At 42.6% G+C, this 22,099-nt stretch carries 26 protein-coding genes and 1 pseudogene; 15 read left to right on the top strand and 12 right to left on the bottom strand.

The genetic code is table 11. The features are described from left to right. Positions 1-38: 38 nt before the first annotated feature. From V7L12_RS18475 to V7L12_RS18455, 5 genes are all read left to right on the top strand, one after another. Positions 39-743, top strand: a complete 705-nt coding sequence (locus V7L12_RS18475; RefSeq protein WP_335086377.1) for a hypothetical protein — start codon at positions 39-41, stop codon at positions 741-743. Next, a complete protein-coding gene (locus V7L12_RS18470; RefSeq protein WP_335086375.1) occupies positions 740-2,401 on the top strand; it encodes a hypothetical protein in 1,662 nt (553 codons plus the stop codon). The genes V7L12_RS18475 and V7L12_RS18470 overlap by 4 nt, the downstream gene beginning before the upstream one ends. Positions 2,402-2,438: 37 nt before the next feature. Next, entirely contained in the window at positions 2,439-3,011 is a 573-nt protein-coding gene (locus tag V7L12_RS18465) for a hypothetical protein (RefSeq protein ID WP_335086373.1), read from the top strand. A gap of 474 nt (positions 3,012-3,485) precedes the next feature. Next, positions 3,486-3,704, top strand: a complete 219-nt coding sequence (locus V7L12_RS18460; RefSeq protein ID WP_334814990.1) for a hypothetical protein — start codon at positions 3,486-3,488, stop codon at positions 3,702-3,704. Positions 3,705-3,787: 83 nt separating this feature from the next. Continuing rightward, complete coding sequence (locus V7L12_RS18455; RefSeq protein ID WP_335086371.1) at positions 3,788-4,045, top strand: hypothetical protein; 258 nt, start codon at positions 3,788-3,790, stop codon at positions 4,043-4,045. An 82-nt stretch (positions 4,046-4,127) separates the two neighbouring features. Here V7L12_RS18455 and plsY read toward each other — a convergent pair whose 3' ends face one another. The 4 genes from plsY to V7L12_RS18435 form a co-directional block, all read right to left on the bottom strand. Further along, positions 4,128-4,808, bottom strand: coding sequence for a glycerol-3-phosphate 1-O-acyltransferase PlsY (plsY, locus tag V7L12_RS18450; protein ID WP_335086369.1), 681 nt, complete (start codon positions 4,806-4,808; stop codon positions 4,128-4,130). A gap of 70 nt (positions 4,809-4,878) precedes the next feature. Next, the gene (locus V7L12_RS18445; protein WP_335086367.1) at positions 4,879-6,153 is read right to left on the bottom strand and encodes a DUF3086 domain-containing protein; all 1,275 of its coding nucleotides are present in this window, start codon (positions 6,151-6,153) and stop codon (positions 4,879-4,881) included. Between the two features lie 136 nt (positions 6,154-6,289). Further along, positions 6,290-6,676: a DUF3119 family protein gene (locus V7L12_RS18440; protein ID WP_335086365.1), complete on the bottom strand. Its 387-nt coding sequence runs from the start codon at positions 6,674-6,676 to the stop codon at positions 6,290-6,292. A 135-nt stretch (positions 6,677-6,811) separates the two neighbouring features. Continuing rightward, positions 6,812-7,606 (bottom strand): MlaE family lipid ABC transporter permease subunit, encoded by a 795-nt coding sequence (locus tag V7L12_RS18435; RefSeq protein ID WP_335086363.1) that lies wholly within the window; start codon positions 7,604-7,606, stop codon positions 6,812-6,814. Between the two features lie 519 nt (positions 7,607-8,125). On the opposite strand from V7L12_RS18435, the gene V7L12_RS18430 reads away from it, so the two are divergent. The 4 genes and pseudogenes from V7L12_RS18430 to V7L12_RS18415 form a co-directional block, all read left to right on the top strand. Beyond that, complete coding sequence (locus tag V7L12_RS18430) at positions 8,126-8,422, top strand: hypothetical protein (RefSeq protein ID WP_335086360.1); 297 nt, start codon at positions 8,126-8,128, stop codon at positions 8,420-8,422. A 542-nt stretch (positions 8,423-8,964) separates the two neighbouring features. Then, positions 8,965-9,786, top strand: a complete 822-nt coding sequence (gene sppA / locus V7L12_RS18425; protein WP_334926909.1) for a signal peptide peptidase SppA — start codon at positions 8,965-8,967, stop codon at positions 9,784-9,786. Between the two features lie 127 nt (positions 9,787-9,913). Then, complete coding sequence (gene aroH, locus V7L12_RS18420; protein ID WP_334815006.1) at positions 9,914-10,327, top strand: chorismate mutase; 414 nt, start codon at positions 9,914-9,916, stop codon at positions 10,325-10,327. A gap of 367 nt (positions 10,328-10,694) precedes the next feature. Beyond that, positions 10,695-11,027, top strand: a pseudogene (locus V7L12_RS18415) (ISAs1 family transposase); the annotation flags it as partial. 39 nt (positions 11,028-11,066) lie between these two features. Here V7L12_RS18415 and V7L12_RS18410 read toward each other — a convergent pair. From V7L12_RS18410 to V7L12_RS18390, 5 genes are all read right to left on the bottom strand, one after another. Further along, a complete protein-coding gene (locus V7L12_RS18410) occupies positions 11,067-11,228 on the bottom strand; it encodes a hypothetical protein (RefSeq protein ID WP_335086358.1) in 162 nt (53 codons plus the stop codon). Between the two features lie 48 nt (positions 11,229-11,276). Then, positions 11,277-11,885 carry an ATP-dependent Clp endopeptidase proteolytic subunit ClpP gene (clpP, locus tag V7L12_RS18405; RefSeq protein WP_335086356.1) on the bottom strand — a complete coding sequence of 203 codons (609 nt, stop codon included), beginning with the start codon at positions 11,883-11,885 and terminating at the stop codon, positions 11,277-11,279. 272 nt (positions 11,886-12,157) lie between these two features. Beyond that, positions 12,158-12,313 carry a hypothetical protein gene (locus tag V7L12_RS18400; protein WP_335086355.1) on the bottom strand — a complete coding sequence of 52 codons (156 nt, stop codon included), beginning with the start codon at positions 12,311-12,313 and terminating at the stop codon, positions 12,158-12,160. Between the two features lie 123 nt (positions 12,314-12,436). After that, the gene (locus V7L12_RS18395) at positions 12,437-13,006 is read right to left on the bottom strand and encodes an SRPBCC family protein (RefSeq protein ID WP_335086353.1); all 570 of its coding nucleotides are present in this window, start codon (positions 13,004-13,006) and stop codon (positions 12,437-12,439) included. Beyond that, positions 13,006-13,326: an ArsR/SmtB family transcription factor gene (locus tag V7L12_RS18390; protein WP_229492935.1), complete on the bottom strand. Its 321-nt coding sequence runs from the start codon at positions 13,324-13,326 to the stop codon at positions 13,006-13,008. The genes V7L12_RS18395 and V7L12_RS18390 overlap by 1 nt, the downstream gene beginning before the upstream one ends. A gap of 169 nt (positions 13,327-13,495) precedes the next feature. On the opposite strand from V7L12_RS18390, the gene trpD reads away from it, so the two are divergent. Beyond that, positions 13,496-14,587 (top strand): anthranilate phosphoribosyltransferase, encoded by a 1,092-nt coding sequence (gene trpD, locus V7L12_RS18385; protein ID WP_335086351.1) that lies wholly within the window; start codon positions 13,496-13,498, stop codon positions 14,585-14,587. On the opposite strand, the gene V7L12_RS18380 is transcribed toward trpD, so the two are convergent. After that, a complete protein-coding gene (locus tag V7L12_RS18380) occupies positions 14,517-15,557 on the bottom strand; it encodes a retropepsin-like aspartic protease family protein (protein WP_335086349.1) in 1,041 nt (346 codons plus the stop codon). The two genes, trpD and V7L12_RS18380, sit on opposite strands and share 71 nt — an antisense overlap. Before the next feature lie 293 nt (positions 15,558-15,850). Here V7L12_RS18380 and carA point away from each other — a divergent pair, with 293 nt between their 5' ends. The 5 genes from carA to V7L12_RS18355 all read left to right on the top strand — a co-directional run bounded on the left by carA (position 15,851) and on the right by V7L12_RS18355 (position 20,370). Then, complete coding sequence (gene carA / locus V7L12_RS18375) at positions 15,851-17,038, top strand: glutamine-hydrolyzing carbamoyl-phosphate synthase small subunit (RefSeq protein ID WP_335086419.1); 1,188 nt, start codon at positions 15,851-15,853, stop codon at positions 17,036-17,038. A 241-nt stretch (positions 17,039-17,279) separates the two neighbouring features. Continuing rightward, positions 17,280-17,645: an STAS domain-containing protein gene (locus tag V7L12_RS18370; protein WP_084227153.1), complete on the top strand. Its 366-nt coding sequence runs from the start codon at positions 17,280-17,282 to the stop codon at positions 17,643-17,645. A 580-nt stretch (positions 17,646-18,225) separates the two neighbouring features. After that, positions 18,226-18,705, top strand: coding sequence for a Mini-ribonuclease 3 (locus tag V7L12_RS18365; RefSeq protein ID WP_322714078.1), 480 nt, complete (start codon positions 18,226-18,228; stop codon positions 18,703-18,705). 91 nt (positions 18,706-18,796) lie between these two features. Then, entirely contained in the window at positions 18,797-19,987 is a 1,191-nt protein-coding gene (gene rlmB, locus V7L12_RS18360; RefSeq protein ID WP_335086347.1) for a 23S rRNA (guanosine(2251)-2'-O)-methyltransferase RlmB, read from the top strand. A gap of 80 nt (positions 19,988-20,067) precedes the next feature. Next, positions 20,068-20,370, top strand: a complete 303-nt coding sequence (locus V7L12_RS18355) for a DUF1816 domain-containing protein (protein ID WP_104907785.1) — start codon at positions 20,068-20,070, stop codon at positions 20,368-20,370. A 172-nt stretch (positions 20,371-20,542) separates the two neighbouring features. Here the strand turns inward: V7L12_RS18355 and V7L12_RS18350 are convergent, their stop codons facing one another. Beyond that, positions 20,543-21,391 (bottom strand): alpha/beta fold hydrolase, encoded by an 849-nt coding sequence (locus V7L12_RS18350; protein ID WP_335086344.1) that lies wholly within the window; start codon positions 21,389-21,391, stop codon positions 20,543-20,545. Beyond that, positions 21,391-21,675: a hypothetical protein gene (locus V7L12_RS18345; RefSeq protein ID WP_335086342.1), complete on the bottom strand. Its 285-nt coding sequence runs from the start codon at positions 21,673-21,675 to the stop codon at positions 21,391-21,393. The genes V7L12_RS18350 and V7L12_RS18345 overlap by 1 nt, the downstream gene beginning before the upstream one ends. Positions 21,676-22,099: the final 424 nt, after the last annotated feature.

Genomic DNA, 22,099 nt, shown 5'->3' with positions numbered 1-22,099 from the left:
GTGAAGATAGTTCAATTTTTTTATACGATCGATTATTAATGCAATTACTCAAACCAGAAAATAAGAAAAATAGTCCCTTACCGTTGTTGGCAGTAGGAACGTTTGGTTTACATCTATTTACCTTGCTGTTACTAATATTTCACTGGTCTATGTTACAACAGTTAGGTCGACAACTCACGCCTCAAAGTTTAGTGCAACTTGTTGATGGTCATGCTATAACGGTAGACCCCCAACCCAATTTAGAGCGACAACCAGAAACTATTCGGCGCTTTGTGGGTGAAACTATAAGTTTAATGCTTACCTGGTCACAACAACAGCCACCAACACAAGTGTGGGAAATTACCTCCCAACTGGTAGCTGATGATTTTAAAGAAAAACTTAAGTCAGAAATTACTAATTTAAATCCAGATAGCCAATTTGAAAATGTTAATAGAGGAGCGGAGAATGTCTTAGTAATTCAAAAAGTTTCTCAACCGAAAGAAATAAGTAATGGAAAGTGGAAAGTAGAGATACTTGCCAATCAATTAATTTTTAACAGTTATGATAAATTAGGGAAATCAGTTTCCTTTAATAAACAAATTTTAGTTAGAGCAATAGATGAACCTGCAACTTCACTACCAAATGCAGCACTACCGTCGCAGTTTGCAGCTTACCGCCTTGGGGAAGCCAGATTAGAAATTTATAATATATGTGAAATTAAAGATAATAATTGTTCTGGAAATCCAAACAAGGCTCTACCATGACCCGATACTCAATTCCTGCCCAAACGCCTCCCCAAAATGGATTTACTCTAACTACCGACGATCGCCAACCAGAAGTAGAATCTGTAGATTGGGAATCGCGGATGTCAAGGTTGGTCGGCTTTGAAGAAGAATCTTCTTCTAGTGACACCGAAGGATCGGAAGACTCTGCAACGCCGCCAGAGTCGCTATCTCTTCCACAAGAAGTTCAGACTAAGCAAGCACTCTCATCTAATCCCTTTGCCAAGTTAGGCTTGGTAGGGGCTGCTACCTTAGCGATCGTTTTGGTGGGTGGTGTGTTTTTGTCTCAGTTGATGAGTGGTAGCAATCAAAAGCCAAAAACTATTGTTTCTCCACCAGTGCAACAGCAGCCTACTGATGAATCCATATCTCAACAGATGGAAGGCCAAATAGATACTCTCAAAACGAAATTAGCCCTGACTGAACAAGCACAGATGGTGAAAGCTGCCCAACAACAGCTTAGAATTGCCAAATCAACGCCAATAGTAGCCTTACAACAACCGTCAGTTAGACAGAAAGTGATCCCAACACCCCCACCAACAGCTTACGTACCTCGGACAGTGACAGTTGAGCGCATCATTAGAGTACCTGCTTCTCAACCTTCGATATCACCTCGGCCACCAGTTGCCAAGCCAACTACTCAACCGGTCGTTAATGTAACTCCAGTAACTCCAGCACCCCCACCAAATCCATTTGCAGAGTGGGCAAGGTTAGCAAAGTTAGGTAGCTACGGTCAAGTCAATGCTAGCAATCAACCTACTAGTAATATAGCTACTTTGGAACCTGCAAACAATGCGCGGCCGCAGCAAGAGACACCAAACCCCGATCCTGAGCAAACCCCACAAACCTCACAACCGGAAAATTCTGCGGTCAGTCAAGCCCAACCGCAGGGAGAGAAATCTGTAGCAGTTGGAAGTAGTGCCAAAGCTGTGTTGGCAACAGCAATATTTGGACAAACCACTACTAAGTCAGGCGGTGGGGGTGATACAGATGAAGCGAAAAACGTATTTGTGATCCGATTGAAAGAACCGCTAAAATCTACCGATGGTGCGATCGCTCTACCTGCAAACACCGAGTTCCTAGCTGAAATTGGTTCGCTTTCTGAACAAGGTCTTTTGCAGATGAACGTAGTCAAAGTTATCTCGCAAAATAATGGCAACCCTATAGAACGAAGCTTACCCAACAATGCAATTATTCTTCGCGGTACCCAAGGTAAACCTTTAATCGCAAATAAATTTCCTGGTCAAAGTTCGTCTATAGCTTCGATGGATGCAGGACTATTCGTTTTGGGAGGTATTGCTAAAGCAGCAGAGCTAGTAAATCGTCCTGATACCAAACTCCTGCCTTTATATGGAGGATATGGCAACAACGCCGTCCTTAACGGCGACAATAGCGAAAATGGCGGCAGCAGCAATAACCCCAACAATGGTAATAATGTCGTCACTGGTTATACTACTGTCACTGAGAATAGACGCAACCTTGCAGCGGGGGTTCTAGAAGGTGGTATGAACTCTGTAGTACCCCAAATTGCCCAACGTAATCAACAGGCGATCGCCCAAATGTCTCAACAAACGAATGTTTGGTTTTTGCCAGCAGGCACAAATATTGAAATATACGTTAATCAACCAACTCAGTTTTAAGGGGTAGAATTTATACCAATTTTAGATATTTGCAACCATGAAAAAGAATATTAACTTGTCAGGAAATAACCCAAAACGTTCTTATTTCCTACCTATAGCTTCCTTAATTTTCTCGGTTGCTATGTTCTTGTTGGTAGGTCGCGCTGTAGCTAATAACGCCGTTCTGCGTTCCATATTTTCCTGCCAAGCACAAGGTTTAGGGGGACTAATACCTACGGTCGATGTTTGGTATCAACAAGGAACAAACTTAAGTTTTATTCCGGCTGGAGAAATAATTAAAAAAGTTTGGTTAAATGATCCATCACAGGTAACTATGGATTTTGATGGGCCAGTATGTATGCAGTTTGGTCAAGAAGCTAATAGTAGTTCAGGAGATTGTAAAAACTCCGCAGCAAATGTAATTCAACTCAGACGAATTCAAAAACTAGACATTCCTGGACTTCCTCCCACTAGCAATACACTTTTAACAGTTGTTACCGAAGCGCAAGGTAAAAACAAGTTGTATACTTTTCGAGTCATATATAAAACAGATAACCCTGAATATCACACCTTAGCAATTTTTCCCGATCCTTCTGGTCAGGAAGGAGCTTGTGCGAAAGTTTTACAATAAAGTTCTAACAAAATTACCCATAGCCACTGAAGTTTCCCCTTCACAAAAAGCGTTGATGCCTACGTATGTCTGCATTGTGGACGATCAAAAGTCTTGCTACAATTCCCTCTTTATAAAAAACGGTTATACCAATTCTCTATGAAGATGCGCCTAATTATTTTGGGAGACAGCGAATTATCTTAAGAAAACCTTTGCGTACCTTTGCGTTGAAAAAAAAATCTAGGATTTGGCGCAGCTTCATAAAAAAACGGTATTAGGGAAAATTTAAGTCTTTGGGCAGTTTTATTTCTTTACATAGCACGGTTAAGATAACATGTGGGCAGTCGTGTGGTTCAATCAAAAAACGCTATAATTTAACAGATTTAACTGACTCAGGCATTTTTAACCTAAATCTTTATAAATCTTCAGATAAAAACTAACCACAAATTCCAAAATCGTGTAAATATAAAGAAAAGCTTAAGAGGTTACAGACTCATGGTAACAGCGAAAATGATGCAACAGCTTTGGGCTGTAATCGAGTCTACCCAAGTCAGCACCCTGCTCCAGTTTGACGATGCTGCTTTAGTACAATTGCTTCTCCAGCAGTTAAAAGCAAACCAAGGGCTTGATTCCCAGACAGATAGCACTCTCAATACTTACATAAAATCTAAACTGCCCCTAATACGTGATACGGCTGAAGGTCGATTATCTTAGGGCAAGGCGGCAATCATTAGTCCGAAAAATCAAATGATTGCTCAATGCCAAGCATACGCTCAGAGTTCAAACAGTGGAATATTATGAATAACTGGCTAGTAATTGCCCTAGTAGCTTATCTAATTGGAGCAGCGATTGAAGGGGTGAGTACAGCCAGTCAGCTATCTCATTCAATGCCAGAATTAGCTAAAAACACACAAGCTCATCCTTCCGAGTCTGACACTGGCTCTAGTTCAAGTTGGCGAGTTGTGGCCGCCATCGCCTCAGTGAGTGTTTGTGGAGCTTTTTTGTGGCCTTGCCGACTTTTCCACCGTTTAATTAAAGGCAAAGTTAATTCGTAACCCTAAAATATCAATACAGTAATTCTGGAATAATCTCCCCCATTCTGAGAGAAGAGTTTTGAGTTTGCCTCTCGCTTACCCATCATGCAGTTTGTTCGGGTTCTGTCGCTACAGGTTGTCCAATTTTTGGCTCCGTTCCCGCAAACAGTCGTTCAATATTAGTGCGATGGCGCAAAATCACATACAATCCACCGGCAATCCCAAACAGAATATAGGGTAAAGGTTGATGCAAAAGTACCATGAAAATGGAAACTGCGATCGCACCTGCAATTGAACTTAAAGAGACAATCCGCGATATCGCCACAAGCACGGCAAACACACCTGCTGTTGCTAAACCCACCTGCCAACTCATTGCCAACAAAATCCCCAAGCTGATAGCAACAGATTTACCGCCAGTAAAGCCCAAAAAAATTGATTTACTATGTCCCAGGATGGCAGCTAACCCAGATATTGTTCCTAGCCACGGTTGCCACACTTGTGCATCTACTATTGGAGGGGTATAATTTTGAATTGGGTTAAAATTGAACAACCAATAAACTAGAGCGATCGCTAATACACCCTTTAAAGAATCAAGTACTAAAACCAATGCTCCTGGCCCTTTGCCCAAGGTTCTTAGTACATTAGTTGCGCCAGTAGAACCTGAACCAACTGCCCGAATATCAATACCTTTTAACTGCTTCACAGCAATGTAGCCAGTGGGAAAAGAACCCAGCAGGTAAGCTACGACCACAATTGTCCCGCACAGAGTTAACCAAATAGCCATAATACAATTCAAAATTCAAAATTTAAAAAAGTCAAGAGTAATACCTCTTGACCAATGACCAATGACTCATTTAAAAGTCATCATCATAGTTTCTCACTATTTTGGGGTCAGGAGCAAAGGCTAACCACAGGGGAAATTGCAGCAGTGACAAACTGATTTGTTCTTCTGAATCGTCAATAATAATTAAGGGCAGTTGATTGGCTTTCGTCAATCGGTCTGCTTTTTGAGCCAGAGCGTCAGATGCCTCAAATAATACCACACCCCGGTCTGGGCCGAAATCTGGGCGACCGATTCCCAGACAATCTTGCAAGCCGCGCCGCCATTCACCTAATCGCTCCGGCGTATTAGCTAAGACTAAAGTACGGACGCGATCGCCATAGAGCTTGTGTAATATCGAAATTGCAGCTGAGGCAATCAGAATATTCTGTAAGCGGCTACCCATTGTCCGCAAACCACCCCTTCCTCCTTGGGTAAAAAACCAGTTGGAGATTCGTTCAGCGTGGATTGGTTCAAAGGTACGGCGTAGTTGCCACGGTGGACCGTAGTAATCTGGTTTATTGCGGTATTGGTCAATTAGGCGGCGAATTTGCTTTGTAGTATCTTGAAACTGCTGTTGGGCAAATTGGGGTATTCCAGGTTGGGGTTCAGCTGGTTTAGCCTCTTTTACAGATGGTTTTTCTCGTTCTACCACACTTGGCGTTAGTTGCAACTGCTCGGCAGCAGAGGCCAAATCCTGTAAGCTACCCGTGAGATAGTCTTTAAAACCCTGCACCCGAATTGCCAAGTCTTGGGATGCACCAGCAAAAGTGGTTCGCATCTCGTTGCGGATACGTTCTTGACGGCGTTCTAGTTGTTCTACAGAAATTTGCAGAGTTTGTTTGCGTTGTTCTAACTGCACTAGCGACTCCTGTACGAGTCGCCCCAGTGAGGTTTGAGTTTCACTCACCTGTGCCTGAAGCTTTTCGTAAGAAGCTTGCAGCTTGGCTATTTCTGACTTGAGAGCTACTTCAGCACTCTGCAACTCTGCTATCCGCTGCTCTGCTTCTACATATAATGAATGATTTCCCGATCCTATTTCAGACCCCAGGGCGACATTTTCTGCTTCTAACTGCGCTACAAACTCGCCATTTGAATTTTCTGTTAGCTCTACTGTAGAATCTACCACTTCTGCATTAGAAATGAGTGGCTCAAAATTTGTGTAGTCCTCTGATGAGCTAATGGCTTTTGTGTCTACCACTGACTCAACTGATGGATTTACTGGATGTTCAACTGCATTGTTCTCTTCTGGTTTTTCTGTCAACCGCTCATCAATTGGTTCTGGGGTTTGAGATGCCTCTGGGTTCATAAACAATAGTGTAATTCCTATGACGCGAATAAATAGCTTTCAGAAATATTACAATTGACCTGTTATAAAAGTCCTGACCATGAGTGCTGAGTTCTGAGTCTATATCAAAACGACTCAGCACAGATGGCACTCAGCACTAAATACGCGGACAACGTTGTTCTAAGCAAGTTTTCAAGGTGTTGGGGTCAAATAAAATCGGCAAAAAGTGAATACTTTTAATTTCTTTAAAGTAAAACAAAATGGGGACTCTATTCCAAAATATCCGCCAGTTTTGCCATTCTTGGTAGGGAAAGCGTCGAATCAATTTTTCGCCTCTGTAAATATCTAAGTCGGTAGCGGTAAATTGCAAACGCAGCGTTAACGCTTGAAACATGAGAAACAAACCAAACAGCATGAAAACGGAGCCTACCCACGGCTGTACCAACAGGATTGGAATCGCGGCAATCACCAACACTATGGGTATATTGTAACTAGGCTTGAGTTCCACAGTTGATGTGGAGTTAGAAGCAAATGAACTGGTCACAGTCTTAAATCCTGCTTTGTTTAGTAGGCATCTCTCCTATTTTAGGAGTCAGGAGTTAGAAGTTAAGAATTAAGAGTTATGAGTTAAAACTCCTCACTCCTAACTCTTAACTCCTCACTTATCACTTCTCAACTTCTACAGCCCTATGAATGCACTGCCAGTCCCCTGAAACATTAACCAAGAAAGAAAGAAGTTGCTAACAAATATAATCAGCAAGGCAGTCACAACAGCAGTTGTAGTTGACTGTCCTACACCTTTAGCACCTCCTGTTGTTGTCAACCCCCAACTGCAACCAATTACAGCGATTAAAATGCCAAAACAACAGGCTTTAATCATCGCGCTAAAAATATCCCAGAGACCAAGAAAGTTACGGGCTGAGTCTAGAAATACCGTATCAGACAGGTTGTAGATATTGGTCGCAATGATGAATCCTCCGAACATCCCTGTCACCAAAGACAGAAGGGTTAAAATTGGTAGCATTAAACAGCAAGCAAGGACGCGGGGTATAACTAGATAATCGATTGGATCTGTTCTTAACATCAACATGGCATCGATTTGTTCTGAGACTCGCATGGTACCGATTTCTGCTGCAAAGGCAGAACCGACTCGTCCGGCCAAAATCACTGCTGTCAACACAGGAGTGAGTTCTCGTGTCAACGCTACAGAAAGGACTCCGCCGATAATGTTTCCTGCGCCAAAGTTGATAAATTCCCGCGCCACCTGAATGGTAAACACTGCGCCAACGAAAATAGCCGTCAATAGGGCAATAAATAAGGAATCTGGCCCAACTGCTGCCATTTGTTCTAAAGTGTTGCGCCGATGGATTTTGCCTCTCAATAGGTGAACTAGTACTTGCCCACCCAGAAAAATCGCTGCCAGCAGCCGCTGACTCCATTCCCCTAAACTGGATTTGGATGTAGTCTGGTTCAATGTTCTGTAGCTAACTCGGTAACTGCCTTAAGAATAGCGGAAGTCATGGGAATGGGGAATGGGGCATAGTAGTTCCAAGTTGCGAGTTGCGAGTGCTGAGTAAAGAAGTGAGATTCCCCACTCAGCACTCAGCACTCCTAAAGGGCATTGGGCATTGAGCATTGGGCATTGATTATTATCCTCTGCTCCCCTGCTCCTCTGCCCTCATCTCCCCACTCCCCCAAGAAGACTGAATATTAACTTAAATTAAAGATGTTCTCAGAAAATGAAGCTGTTATTAAACGTGCTGCAAAGCAATAAATAAGTAGTACCCTTAGCTATAACCTCCATTCTGCAAGGTTTTTGTAGATTTAAGTCGCTTTTTATATCCCCAGCATGGGCTGTAACTGCTAGCCGTTTATTTTAATGAAAACTTAAGATTTTTGACAGATTGGCTGCTCTGGAGCGATCGCTCGTATTGTAGAAAATGACAAACCGCTACTCAGCTTTTGTCATCTCTACTCACGGAGTTTGTCTTAAATGACTATTTTTACTAACTTTCTCCGCTCCCTAGTACTCACAATCATTTTTAGTTTTGTCGTTCCCATCTTTTTCGTTGGCGGCGGATTCCTCTTTCTATCCCTCATTGGTCACTTCCCTGGCTTACAAGAGTTAACTGAGGCAATCACAACTCAGATTATGCATTTTCTCGCCACCTTCGGCAGTGGAACTCCCCTACGCGGATTATTTGTAATTAGCTTGACCTGTAGTTTCGTTGGGGCACTGTTTGATATATATGTTTATTATCGGTATCAAATTTTACGAATAGATTCTTAAATAGTGAAAATAGCTTCGTCAGGGGATTATGGGCTGTAGAAGACAGGAAAAAGTGATATTTCCAAGAGTGAAAGTACTACTGGTCTTAACTTAAATAGAGATTAGTGTTGCTGAATGGATTTTTATTAATTAAATTAACTGTCGAAGTGATTGATTAAATATTTATATATTGATTAGTTATTAGTTATTAATTACTGACAACTAGTAAACGTGTGCGACCGTAGGAAACCAGTCGTCAAACATTCAAAAAGCCAGAATAACAAGGCATTAAGAACTTTGAATTTGGCAAAATAGCTAAAATAGCCTTTCTAAATCATCACGTTAACGCTAAACTAGAGTTTGGCATTTTGTGTTATCTGCAATCTTTGAGGATTTGATTAGCATTAATTGAGAATATCAAATAAAACTCACTGAAAAATATAAAAATTTCCTTAAAATTCTGACGAGCACAATGCCTACTCATGTTTCTTAACAGAGGAAAGCAGGTCGTTTGACCGTTGGGGATCTTATATTGAATTTATTACGAGGTATGTTGACAGCTCATGGTTTGGCCGTTTAAGCCCAAGTTTAGAAAACAAATTGCGCGGATTGAAATTACTGGTGCGATCGCCGGTGCTACTCGCAAACGCGTCCTAGAAGCCCTGAAAACTGTAGAAGAGAAAAAGTTTCCGGCATTATTGCTACGTATCGATAGCCCTGGCGGTACAGTCGGAGATTCTCAAGAAATCTACAGTGCCCTGAAGCGTTTGCGCGAGAAAATCAAAATCGTCGCTAGCTTTGGCAATATTTCGGCTTCTGGAGGAGTCTACATCGGCGTGGGAGCCGAACACATTGTTGCCAACCCAGGTACGATTACAGGTAGTATTGGTGTGATTCTGCGTGGGAATAACTTGGAACGCTTGCTAGAAAAAATCGGTGTTTCCTTCCAAGTAATTAAGTCTGGCCCTTACAAAGACATTTTGGCTTTTGATCGGCAACTGACCGAACCAGAAGAACACATACTGCAAGAGTTGATTGACACAAGTTATCAGCAGTTTGTCCAAACGGTAGCTGATGGACGTTCTTTAACGGTAGAAGCTGTAAAAAGTTTCGCCGATGGTCGGATTTTTACTGGACAGCAAGCCTTAGCTTTAGGTGTTGTAGACCGCCTGGGCACAGAAGAAGATGCCCGTCGCTGGACAGCAGAACTGGTTGGTCTCGATCCAGAAAAAACTCTCTGCTATACCCTAGAAGAACGTAAACCCTTATTGAGTCGCTTTATACCAGGGAGTCGTCAGTTTTCATCAGGAATTGGAGCTGGTATTGATTGGCTCGAATTTGAAATGTCTACTAGTGGTTTACCTCTGTGGTTATATCGACCCTAATATGAGTTAGGAGCGGAGCCGGAGACGCTCCGCCTTTGGTTATGAGTGAGGAGTTCTGAATTAAAAATCTTTACTTCTCATTCTTAACTCCTAACTCCTCACTTTTGTGTTTTAAGGAGGATTTGGCGTGGACTGGCAAATGCGGGCTATTCGCGGAGCAACAACCGCTTCAGAAAATACTGTTGAGACAATCCGAGAAGTGGTTACAGAACTACTTGATGAACTAGAAAACCGGAATCAATTCCAGCTAAGGGACATCATTAGTGTGACTTTCTCAGTGACACGCGATTTGGATGCAGTTTTTCCAGCTGCGATCGCAAGAGCGCGTCCTGGTTGGGATAATGTGGCTATGTTGGATGTGCAGCAAATGCACGTCGAAGGCAGCTTACAGCGCTGTATTCGCTTCTTAATTCACGCTTATCTGCCAACCTCCGCCTCAATTCATCATATTTATTTACGCAACGCTGCTAGCTTGCGTCCCGACTGGAGTTTGCCTCAGACTTTACAAGCATCACAGCAAGCAGTTAAGTCAAAAGTGTAAAAGACTTAGATCGTATCACCGAAGAAGTAGAGAAACTTAGGTTTGAACTTTCTCAGCAGTCAGCATTTATTATTGCCGATGTAGGTAATGTCATCAGTGCTTTTCTCTAAGTTCATTTGTGTTCGAGAAATTCATCAACTGTAATTCCTGTCTGTCGAATCAAACTTCTAAGTAACCCAGGTGCTAATTCTCGATGATTGGGAATTGATAAAATTGGTTTTGATTTACACTAAAGTATTATGTGGCTTCCCGTTTAGCGATCTAATACATAACCAAACTTTTCAAAAATCTTGACACCTTCCTTAGTGGAGATATTGGATAAACGTCCCATTTATACTACAACTTCCCCGATAAACACTTGCGATTCCTTAACAATATTTGGAATAAAACAACCCGCGAAGTTCAGTTTTATTTAACTAGTTTAGACTGTGATGCTATCAAATTAGGTCGAGCGATTCGAGAACATTGGAGTATTGAAAACGGTTTACATTGGACAAAAGAAGTAACATTCAACGAAGATGCTTGTCGTGTTCGTACTGGTCATGCTCCACAAAACTTAGCATTGCTACGACGAATAGCCCTTAATGCTTTAAACCTCGAACAATCATTCAAGCCTAGTAATCGTCAAAAATCCAATCGAGCCGCGATGGATAACAATTATATGCTGACTGTTCTTGCCGCCAGCTTTGTTTCTAGATGATTTTTCTCAATCCGCTTGTCAATAGGGTTTGAGATGCGCTTACCCTGGGTAAACTACGCCCAAAATTTCATGCACATCAGGTGGTAAGTTAGTTGTAGTTTTTCCCCGATGAAATACGCTCACTTCATGACCCATTGCAATCAGTTGACGGATTAGAGGAGGGCCAATAAAATTTGTACCACCAATGATAAGTATTTTCATTTTGGTTTCCATCCATTACTGTTTGTCGATATTAGAGTTGTTTGCAGATTAAATAGATGCAGATGTTTTCAAGATGATACTGTCAATTAAACCGTAAGCTTTTGCTTCTTCGGCACTCATGAAAAAGTCTCGTTCAGAATCTAGTTGAATCTGCTCTAGTGATTTACCAGTATTGGCAGCGAGTATTTTGTTAATTAATTGGCGGAAATACAAAATTTCTTTGGCTGCAATTTCAATATCAGATGCTTTTCCCTGAGCGCCTCCTAATGGTTGATGAATCATAATTCGAGCATTTGGTAGAGCATATCTTTTCCCTTTAGTTCCAGCAGCAAGCAAGAATGATCCCATTGAAGCAGCAATACCGATACATACAGTACATACTTCTGAACGAATTTGATTCATGGCATCGTAAATAGCCATTCCTGCTGTCACCGATCCTCCAGGACTGTTAATATACAATGTGATATCTTGCTCTGGATCTTCAGCATCAAGAAATAGCATTTGTGCAACGATGAGGTTAGCTGTCTCATCTGTAACTTCGTTTCGCAAAAAGATAATTCGTTCTGCAAGTAAGCGTGAATAAATATCTAATGCTCGTTCCCCTCTTTCTGATCGTTGAATAATCATTGGGATGCTGAGTTGGATTTGATAATTCATATTTGATATCTCCAAGTAAGATAAAATATTCATTAAAAACTATGTTGTTAATAAAATACTTAGGCTATTTTTTAAAGAAATTAGGATTTTTATAACTTCTCAAATATTCCTATCTCACCAAGACAAATTGTAATAAGCTCAACGGACGTAATTGCTTTGTGAAGGCCATTCCGGGTATGAGCGGGTGTAAACCAAAATGTTCCTGCTTTGCATTCACGTCCAGCAGTTTCAATCGTTCCCTTCAGGACATAAACATATTCATCACAAGGATGTTAATGAACTGGAATCACTTTGCCAGCAATCATTTTTAGTCTACGAATTGAACCTTTTGGCACTGGTTCAGCTAATGGCAATAATTTTGTACCTGGAACAGCCTGAAACTCAAACCATGTTTCAGCTTCTGTGTCAACAAAAGTCTGTTTATTCATATTTAGTTTTCCAAAAGCTCAATTTAATTTGGCTTGGTTAATACTCGTATAACCACAAATGATAATGTTGCCAAGCTTTGAATTTAAATGTAATTATTAGCGTGCAATATGTGAATTTACGCTTTAACTGGTGCAATCTGTGAGTAAGATTTGCGGTAGTTTTTCATGCAAACTGTAGTTCCATCCACCATTGAGAAAATAACTAAGAACGATACTATTTAATGCCTCATATCTACCAACTGGTATTGATGAGAATACGGTGCTGCGATTATTTGGTATTACTGTCTGCATCCCTGCCTTAGACTCATGCATAAATTTGCCTTGCCACGGTTGAGAAAGTTCCATTGGTTTATTTAGCTTGATGGCTTTTTGAATCAAACCTTTATGTTCGAGTAGAAGTTTCGTACCCCCAACTACGGGTTGGATTGTCCAGGTAACAACTGAAGGCTGGCACATCATACTGTCTTGCCAAGTGAACGCAAGCCGTCTTGGCTCATCGAGTTCAATTACCTCACAGTCTATGTTTCCCTCCAGCCCTGGCAGTGTCGAATGCACAAATCGGAATTTGTGTCCCAAACGCGGCTCAAAGTCGTTTTCCATTAGCCATACTGCCAATGCCTGACGGTTAGTGAGTACCTGCCAAACCCGTTGGGGAGGATAGGGATAGAACACTTCCATATTCAATCGGAGCATCAATTTTCCTCCAAATAATTACCAAGGGCATCGAGTTTTTCTTGCCAAAACTGCTCGTAATGAGCAATCCATTCAGATATCTGTTTCAATGGCTCCGGGTTTAGCCGATAGAAACGCTGTCGCCCTGCTTTCCGCATTTGTACTAAGCCTGCTTCACAAAGAATCTGTAAGTGCTGAGAAATCGCTGGCAAACTCATGGCAAATGGCTGGGCTAGTTCTTTGACTGGTTGCTCACCACTACGTAACAGATCCAGTAGCGCCCTGCGTGTGGGATCTGCGATCGCCACAAAAACATCCGCACTGGCAGCAGGTCTACTCATTCCTATTAACCACATATTTAAGCAAACGCTTAACTATTTATAGAATACATAAGTAATTGCTTAAATGTCAACTCCTAAGAAAAGCAAAAGGTTGGGATTTTAGTTTCCCAAGCTTGGCTGCTTCTCATTTTTCGGTAGGATGGCTCCCATACCTACAAAAACCTTAGCTATGGCAACTTCCCCAATCCCTGCTCAAGAATCCTCTGTTAGCTGGTATATTCTGTTGCAACAATTAATAGATGGACAATCATTGTCTCGTACTCAATCTGCTGAATTGATGCAAGGTTGGCTCAGTGAAGCGGTTCCCCCAGAGTTATCAGGGGCTATATTAACAGCGCTGAACTTTAGAGGCATTTCTGCTGACGAGTTGACCGGTATGGCTGAAGTATTACAATCTCAATGTTCGCCACTCAGCACTCAGCCCTCACCACTGGCTCAAGGCCCCGCTATCGCTAACAGCACTGTAATAGATACCTGTGGCACTGGTGGAGATGGGTCATCAACCTTTAATATTTCTACAGCAGTTGCATTTGTTGCCGCTGCCTATGGTGTACCCGTCGCCAAACACGGCAATCGTTCCGCGTCAAGTCTTACAGGAAGTGCAGACGTATTGGAAGCCTTGGGTGTAAACTTAAGTGCCTCTAGTGAAAAAGTAGAAGCAGCACTACAAGAAGTCGGGATCACCTTCTTGTTTGCCCCTGGTTGGCATCCAGCACTCAAGGCGGTTGCGTCATTACGGCGGACTTTGAAAGTGCGAACAATTTTTAATTTGCTCGGGCCTTTAGTAAATCCCTTGCGTCCAACTGGGCAAGTGGTGGGCTTATTTACTCCCAAACTTTTGGCAACTGTTGCTGAAGCTTTACAGAATTTGGGTAAGGAAAAGGCGATTGTGCTGCACGGGCGAGAAAAACTTGATGAGGCTGGGTTAGGAGATGAAACTGACTTAGCGGTGTTATCAGATGGAGAAGTGCAGTTAACTACCATTAATCCCCTAGATTTGGATTTAACGCCTGCTTCCATAGGTATGCTTCGGGGTGGAGATGTCCAAGAGAATGCGGTGATTCTCAAGGCTGTACTCCAAGGTAAGGGAACTCAGGCACAACAAGATGTAGTAGCTTTGAATGCGTCGTTGGCACTGCAAGTAGCGGGTACGATCGCTTTCCTCGATCACGCCGAGGGTATTAAAATCGCTAAGGATATCCTACAAAGTGGGGCAGGTTGGACGAAGTTGGAGCAGTTAGTTGAGTTTCTGGGGAATTGATTTGCGATCGCAATTGCGGGCGAAATTCTATGACATTACGCTTAATGGTGACATCGTAGTTGCCAAAAAAGTCATGTCCTAGAAGTCCAGTTTCTAGTTCCGCACCTGCGATCGCTACTGGTATTTTATTCACTATTACCCCGCCAACTGCCATCGAATTAACATAGCCCACAGGAAATTCTACAGCTCTGGAACTTGCAGTGTTTGCCTTAGCTTTTCCCACTGTGACGATTCCCAAAGCATTAGCCATCTCTTGGGTGATGACAGTACCACTTGCTCCCGTATCCACAATCATCTCAAATTGTTGCTGACCATTGAAGGTAACTTCCACAATCGGCGTGCCACCAATTCGCCTTTTTATCGGGGCTGTAAATACTGCTTCATCGGGAATCACCACTGCTGATGAGGGCAAACCTGGCTCTGGTGATAACGGTTTTGTTTCTCGTGGAGGTAAGGTGAACTTTGGTATAGTTTCTCTTTGGGGGACAACAACTACTATTTTATGAGGTACTCTAACAGCAACAGGGCGAGGATTAGCTTGCTGTTGGGCATATTTAACTTGGCGGCGATATTCCGTGATTTTGGTTTGAGCGATCGCAAATTCTGGGCTTTGTCGCCGTACTCTTTGCATCAGCGCGATCGCATCCTGGTACTGACTCGCCACCAATTTCCAATCATCTGGAGATTGAGCTGATTGGCTAATACTCCAAGCACCAACAGCTTTGTCTCGGCCCATCTCAAAAAGACTTGGTTCACTTTCAAACGGATCTAGCGGCTGCGCTTCTGGGGTAGCTGCTGGTCTTACTGGTTCAACGCTAGGCTGGACTGGTGCTAGATCCCTAATTGGCGTAGGTTGCTCATCGCCACCAGTAGCGGTGTTCAGTTTGTCTTCACTACAGGCAACGCACAAAACCGCTAGAGTGCTTGATACAAAAATTAGGGTTGCACGGGATAAAAAAGACTGAAGCATAATTAATTTTAACTGCCCAAGCTTTGTCAAATCCACTCCCGCTGCTTTAATTCCCTTTTAATTTTAATTAACTATCTTAAAAACTCCCAATTGCTCAACTCATGGGATAATTAACAATCGCAGTATTAAGCAATGAGGAATGGGGAATAGGGAATAGGCGATAAGAGTTTTCCCAATGACGCCAGTTGCTTCTCCCAAGGGGAGACGCAACGCGAACAAGTCGGGCATTGCCCGCCCAACGCACTGGCTCCCCAATGCCCCAACCCCATGCCCAATCCCCAATCCTATCACCTATGCCCCTGACTGACTCAATACCAGCTTTACTTGTCCTAGCAGATGGAACCACTTATCGCGGTTGGTCTTTTGGTGCGACGGGAACCGCGATCGGAGAAGTGGTGTTCAACACTGGCATGACAGGCTATCAAGAAGTCTTGACTGACCCTAGTTACCGCGGTCAGATAGTCATTTTTACCTATCCTGAATTGGGGAATACTGGCGTCAATCCTGAAGATGAAGAATCAGATGGCCCCCAAGTGCGGGGTGCGATCGCCCGGAATATTTGTCACCGTCCAAGTAACTGGCGATCAACACAATCTTTACCTGACTACTTCAAACAAAACCAAATACCAGGAATTTACGGCATCGATACCCGCGCCCTCACCCGCAAAATTCGGATATTCGGAGCGATGAACGGTGGTATTTCTACAACCATTCTTGATGAAGCGGAATTGCTAGAACAGGTACTAGCAGCCCCTAACATGGCAGGATTGAATCTGGTTCGTGAAGTCACCACCTCAACGGCTTATGAATGGTCTGATCCCACAATTCCAGCTTGGGAATTTAACTCTGAGGCTGGAGAAAATCTTGAGGAAGCCTTTACCGTTGTTGCCCTTGACTTTGGCGTTAAACGTAATATCTTACGTCGCTTAGTAAGTTATGGTTGCCGGGTAATTGTTGTACCCGCTGATACACCACCAGAGGAAATTCTCAAATACAATCCAGATGGTGTGTTTCTTTCTAATGGGCCTGGCGACCCTGCTGCGGTCACTGAAGGGATTGCAACTGCCAAAGCACTCCTGTTAAGTGAAAAACCCATCTTTGGTATTTGTATGGGACACCAGATTTTAGGTCATGCACTAGGAGCAGAAACCTATAAACTCAAATTTGGTCATCGTGGTTTGAATCAGCCTGCCGGTTTACAACAACGGGTAGAAATTACTAGCCAAAATCATAGTTTTGCTATTGATCCAGATTCTTTACCTACGGCAGTTGTAGAAATCAGCCACCTGAACTTAAACGATCGCACCATTGCCGGGGTACGGCACAAATCTCTACCTGTGTTCTCCGTACAGTATCATCCAGAAGCTAGTCCTGGCCCACACGATGCTGATTACTTGTTTGAGCAATTTGTTCAAGCCATGCGAACAGCACGTCAACCCCTTCCCTACGAGACGCTACGTGAACCGGGAATTAAAAATTAAAAATGAAAGATTTCTTTTTGAACTATGCATTTTTAATTTGGAATTGGCGCAAAAAGCGAGAGTCAAGTTGTCGCATCTAGGATTAAATAAAAATAGCAAAATGCAAATGGAAGATTGGGGACTAATGACTGAGGAAAAGTTTTCCAATCCCCAGTACTCAATCCCCTATTCCAGCAGATTGTAGACAACTTGCTCAAAAACCATCTATACTTGAGCGTTCACTTTAACTCATGAGGAGGGAATTATTGCTGAGCCACTGAATCTAACCGTTAGCCTGAGGGGCACTCGTGAAGTCCGGGATAACTGTCAGCTATTCCGCCTCACAGGTTTGTTAGATGCTTTTTCTGAGCCGACATTTCGCAAGACACTTGGCAGCAAGATAGACGAGGGTCCTAAGCACATTATTTTGGATCTCTCACAAATTGACTTTGTTGATAGCTCTGGCTTGGGTGCTCTGGTGCAGCTAGCCAAGCAGGCTCAAACTGCTGATGGTACTTTGCAAATTGTCACTAATGCCCGCGTAACTCAAACGGTCAAGCTTGTTCGCCTAGAGAAGTTTCTCTCCCTGCAAAAATCAGTTGAAGACGCTCTAGAAAACGTCAAGTAGTGTTGATTGCTCGACCTGAGAGTTAAATTTAGCTATCCAGATTCAATATCGGATAGCTTAATTTTTAAAACTTCTGGCAGAAAACCTCTCTCCTTGTGGGAGAGGCATCAAGCCAGTTGAGCTATTATGTTTAAAGTTGAGTACATAACTAAAGATATAGACACCCAACTCTTGGGTATGTAATCGTTGGCTAAAATATTGGATAAATAATCAAGTCTGAGATATTTGTAAGAAATACAAAGCCAGCAGATTTGTTTATAGATAGACTTGACTTGATGCTGTATAGTTAAAAGTTGTCGTTTACTCCGTAAGCATGGGAATGCTACCAAGTAAAAGGGTGAAATTGATGTTAAAATTTTACCCTATCTTAGGCGCAGACCACAAGAAGTGGGCGAAATTTGGTTTATAGATGTTGACATCAGGGTGATTTAAAATGCCAACTCTCAATCAAAAAGATGAAATTAGGAAGTAATTTTGATAGTATTGATTATGCTAAGTATACTATCACGGCATACTTCAGAAAAATCAGTCTTTGCGAAGAATGCCTGCCAAATGTAGCCCGTCAAGGAATGATTTATTTGTGAAGTCACAGGAGGAAGAGCTATTAAATGGACAAGATGAAACTCCCAAACAAAGTTTGTCTTGGACTGAAGCACTCTTGGCAACCACAGGGCCATTCCAACAGATTTCCCTCTCACAAGTGCAACAAATTTCTCCTAGTGCTTTAGCATATTTGGGGGATGCAATTTATGAATTGTATGTTAGAATGTTCTATCTGCTGCCATTGCAGCGGTCAGGAATTTACCATCGTCTGGTAGTGGAGCAGGTAAGAGCAGAAACACAAGCGCTACATTTGCGATCGCTGATTCCTCATCTCAGGGATACCGAATTAGAAATTGTCCGACGGGGTAGAAACGCCGCAACAGGACGCCCTAAGCGACTTAATCCCGAAATTTATCAACAGGCAACTAGTCTAGAAACTTTAATAGGCTACTTATATATCACCGATTACCAACGTCTAACCGAACTGTTGCAAATACTTCATCTAGAAAAAGAGTGAAAACTCAATTTCGCAGTAGCGACAACACTAGATTAGGTTCAAAAAATTGAGGGAATCGGAAGATCAACCATACGCTATATCCATAACTCAAATGCAGAATAAACCCAGAAAAGTCAAGACTTCTAGCGAACCCAATCGGGGACAACCCGTAAAAATTAAAGGTAAGCGTGTTGTTACTAATCCGACTCGCAATCCCAGAAAAGTAGATAGCAACCCCGTCTCTGTTGCTAATCCGACTCGCAATCCTAGAAAAGTAGATAGCAACCCCATCTCTGTTGCTAATCCGACTCGCAATCCCAGAAAAGTAGATAGCAACCCCATCTCTGTTGCTAATCCGACTCACAATCCCAAAAAAGTAGATGGCAACACCATCTCTGTTGTTAATCCGAATCGCAATCCCCGGAAAATAGATAGCAACCCCAGTTATAGCAACTCCCGACAACAACGAAATAGCAACCTCTCCCAGCCGTCTGTATCTACACAACCGACAGAAGAAGATAGCGATCTCATCTACGGTCGTCATCCAGTATTGAGTGCATTGCAAAATCAGCGCAATCTCAACCGTCTCTGGATTACCACCCGTCTGCGGTACGATCCCAGCTTTCACCATTTCCTCTTGCAAGCAAAGGAAAATGGCACAGTTATTGATGAGGTTGAACCCAAGCGTTTAGACTATCTCACCAACGGCGCTAATCACCAAGGTGTGGCAGCACAAATTGCTCCCTACGCTTACATCGAATTGCCCGATCTAATTGAGCAGTGCAAATCTGTAACCGATGCTGTAATTGTCGTGGCTGACGGAATTACCGATCCCCACAACTTGGGAGCAATTATTCGCACTGCTGAAGCAATAGGCGCTCAAGGATTGGTGATTCCCCAAAGAAGGGCATCTGGGATCACTTCCACTGTCATGAAAGTGGCAGCAGGCGCTTTAGAAAATTTTGCTGTAGCTAGAGTTGTCAATCTCAGCCGCTCCTTAGAAGAATTAAAAGAAGCTGGCTTTTGGATTTACGGTACAGCTGCAAGTGGCAGCGAACCTTTGCATACAGTCAATTTCACTGGTTCAATTGTTTTGGTAATCGGCTCAGAAGGTGAAGGTCTGGGTATGTTAACTCAACGCTCCTGTGATTTTTTAGTATCGATTCCTTTACAGGGTAAGACTCCCAGCCTGAATGCTTCTGTAGCAGCGGGTATGGCCCTTTATGAGATTTATCGCCAGCGATCGCTAAATACGCTGCACTTAGATAAATTACAAAAAATCTCTTTGAAAAAATATCAGTAACAGAGTATAAAGAAATGTAACAGATAATCAGGCAGCATATCGTTTAACACCCTATAGACGTTTATAAATCGGCGAAAACCATGAAAACCATTTGGCATAACCTCAAGGAAGTGTTAATTAACACATTCGACTACCTCGGCTTGGCTTGGTGGGTAGAGATTGTGACGCAGAATCCTCGTTGCACGTATTACTTCGGGCCATTTCTAAGTTCTTCTGATGCAACATTAGCAAGCAAAGGATACATAGAAGATTTGGAACTCGAAGGAGCGCAGGGAATTATTGTGAATGTCAAACGCTGCAAACCTAATACTTTAACAATTGCTGACGACTTGGGGGAAAGATTTGACCGCAAAGTACAGCCTGCCTTTGGCGGTCAAATTTAAGTTAGGCCAGAGAATGAAAAGGATGCTCTGATGCAAAGACGTAAAGACATAAAGACACAGAAAATCCTTTTATTGGGGGTTATTGCGTCTTTTTAACTTATTGCGTCACCACATCTTCCGTCTCCATTTCTTTGTCAATAGTCAAAATTTTTTTAAATATTAAATATTTAGACTATTGACTACCAATTACGTGCGGATGTTCTTCGAGCCAATGGTTAATATCATTCAGCACCAGCTGGGGAACTTCCCACGGAAAAAGATGGGCAGTGTTGGGATAGCACTGCCACTGAGAATTTGGGAGATGTCGAGCAGTTTCTAAGCTGGAATCAGATGTGATGTGGCGGTCTTGTTCACCAGCAAGTACTAAACTAGGACATTGTATTTGTTGCAAATCTAGAAGCCGATTGTATCCTGATTGAATTGCACTATAGAGAGCGCGAGTAGCAGCAGGAGAGGTTTGCAAATAAGCTGGTACTGCTTCCTTGGCGATGTAGTTGTAACTGGTAGATGTATGTTGTTGGATTAGGTAGCGGAAAAGCGATCGCTTACCAAAAGTTTCAATATTCCATTGCCAACTCGGTTTTATATAGTTCAATAGGGCAGCAACGCCAGTATATAAATTATCTTGCCAAGTGATAGGAGGATGACTGCCACGGGGTTTTGCGGCTGTCGCCACCAAAATCAGCCCAGTAATGCGCTCTGGCAAACGTAATGCCATCTCCATTGCTAGAATGCCTCCAAGTGACCATCCCAATACTAAGCACTTTTCAATCTGAAAACGGTCTAGCAGCGCTTCTAAATCAGTCAAATGGTCATTCATATCAAAATTGCCGTTGTAGCGACTTTTGCCGTATCCGCGTAAATCGGGGGCAAAAGTTTTGTAGCGTTTTGATAAATGATTGGTAAAGACAGAAAGACTACGACCAGTACCAGGATGACCATGTAAACCCAAAATTGGAAATCCTTGACCTTGGATGTAAACATTGAGACGTGCAGCAGTTGTGGTGTGGCGATCGCTCATTACTTGCCGTTCTCCTGTCTACCGAACAAATGTTCTAAAATGTGTTGACTTTCAGTTTTCAAGCCTCTAATTTCCGATCTGATTTCTCTGAGTTCAGTGACAATCGCTTCAAAGTTACGTACCTGCAACAAGGAATTTACGGTTGAGCGTAGTTGCGCGTAAACGCATTCGCAGAGCGTCTCGTAGAGAAGCGGGTTGTCATCAGACATTGCGCCTGTATTCGCTTCAGCCCTTTGTGCTGTCCGTTCTAAGATTGCCTCAATCTGGTTTAGCCTTTGTGTCATAGTAGTTCCATATTAGTCTTCTAATTGTGTCATACGGCTAACGGCGAAGCATTCCAGTGTTCAGTAGAGTTGAAGCTTCTGTAGATAATCCACTGAAGTTAGCACTTGGCAATTTGCTACTATAATATTTACAAATATTTAGAGTTTATACCTACGCAATCTAGATAGTAATAATATTATTCCTCACCACACAGATAAGCAGCAACTACCAAGCCAAAATCAATCCCAGTAGTCACATCACCTGTAACGCGCTCGCTTCATGATTTCTTTATCAACTGTAAATTTTGTCTTAAGTGCGTTCCGTTTCTACGGAACGCATTTACTTATATGGTGCGATTCGTTGATTAGTGAATCACGGTATCCAGCCCGGAAATAACTAATCCAGCCCGACAGCAGATTACTGTCACTAAAAGGCTGAACTCTT

The sequence above is a fragment of the Nostoc sp. genome (assembly GCF_036918245.1).
Taxonomy (GTDB): domain Bacteria; phylum Cyanobacteriota; class Cyanobacteriia; order Cyanobacteriales; family Nostocaceae; genus Nostoc.
The sequence above is the reverse complement of the archived record's forward strand: the minus strand, read 5'-3'. Positions and strand labels throughout refer to the sequence as shown.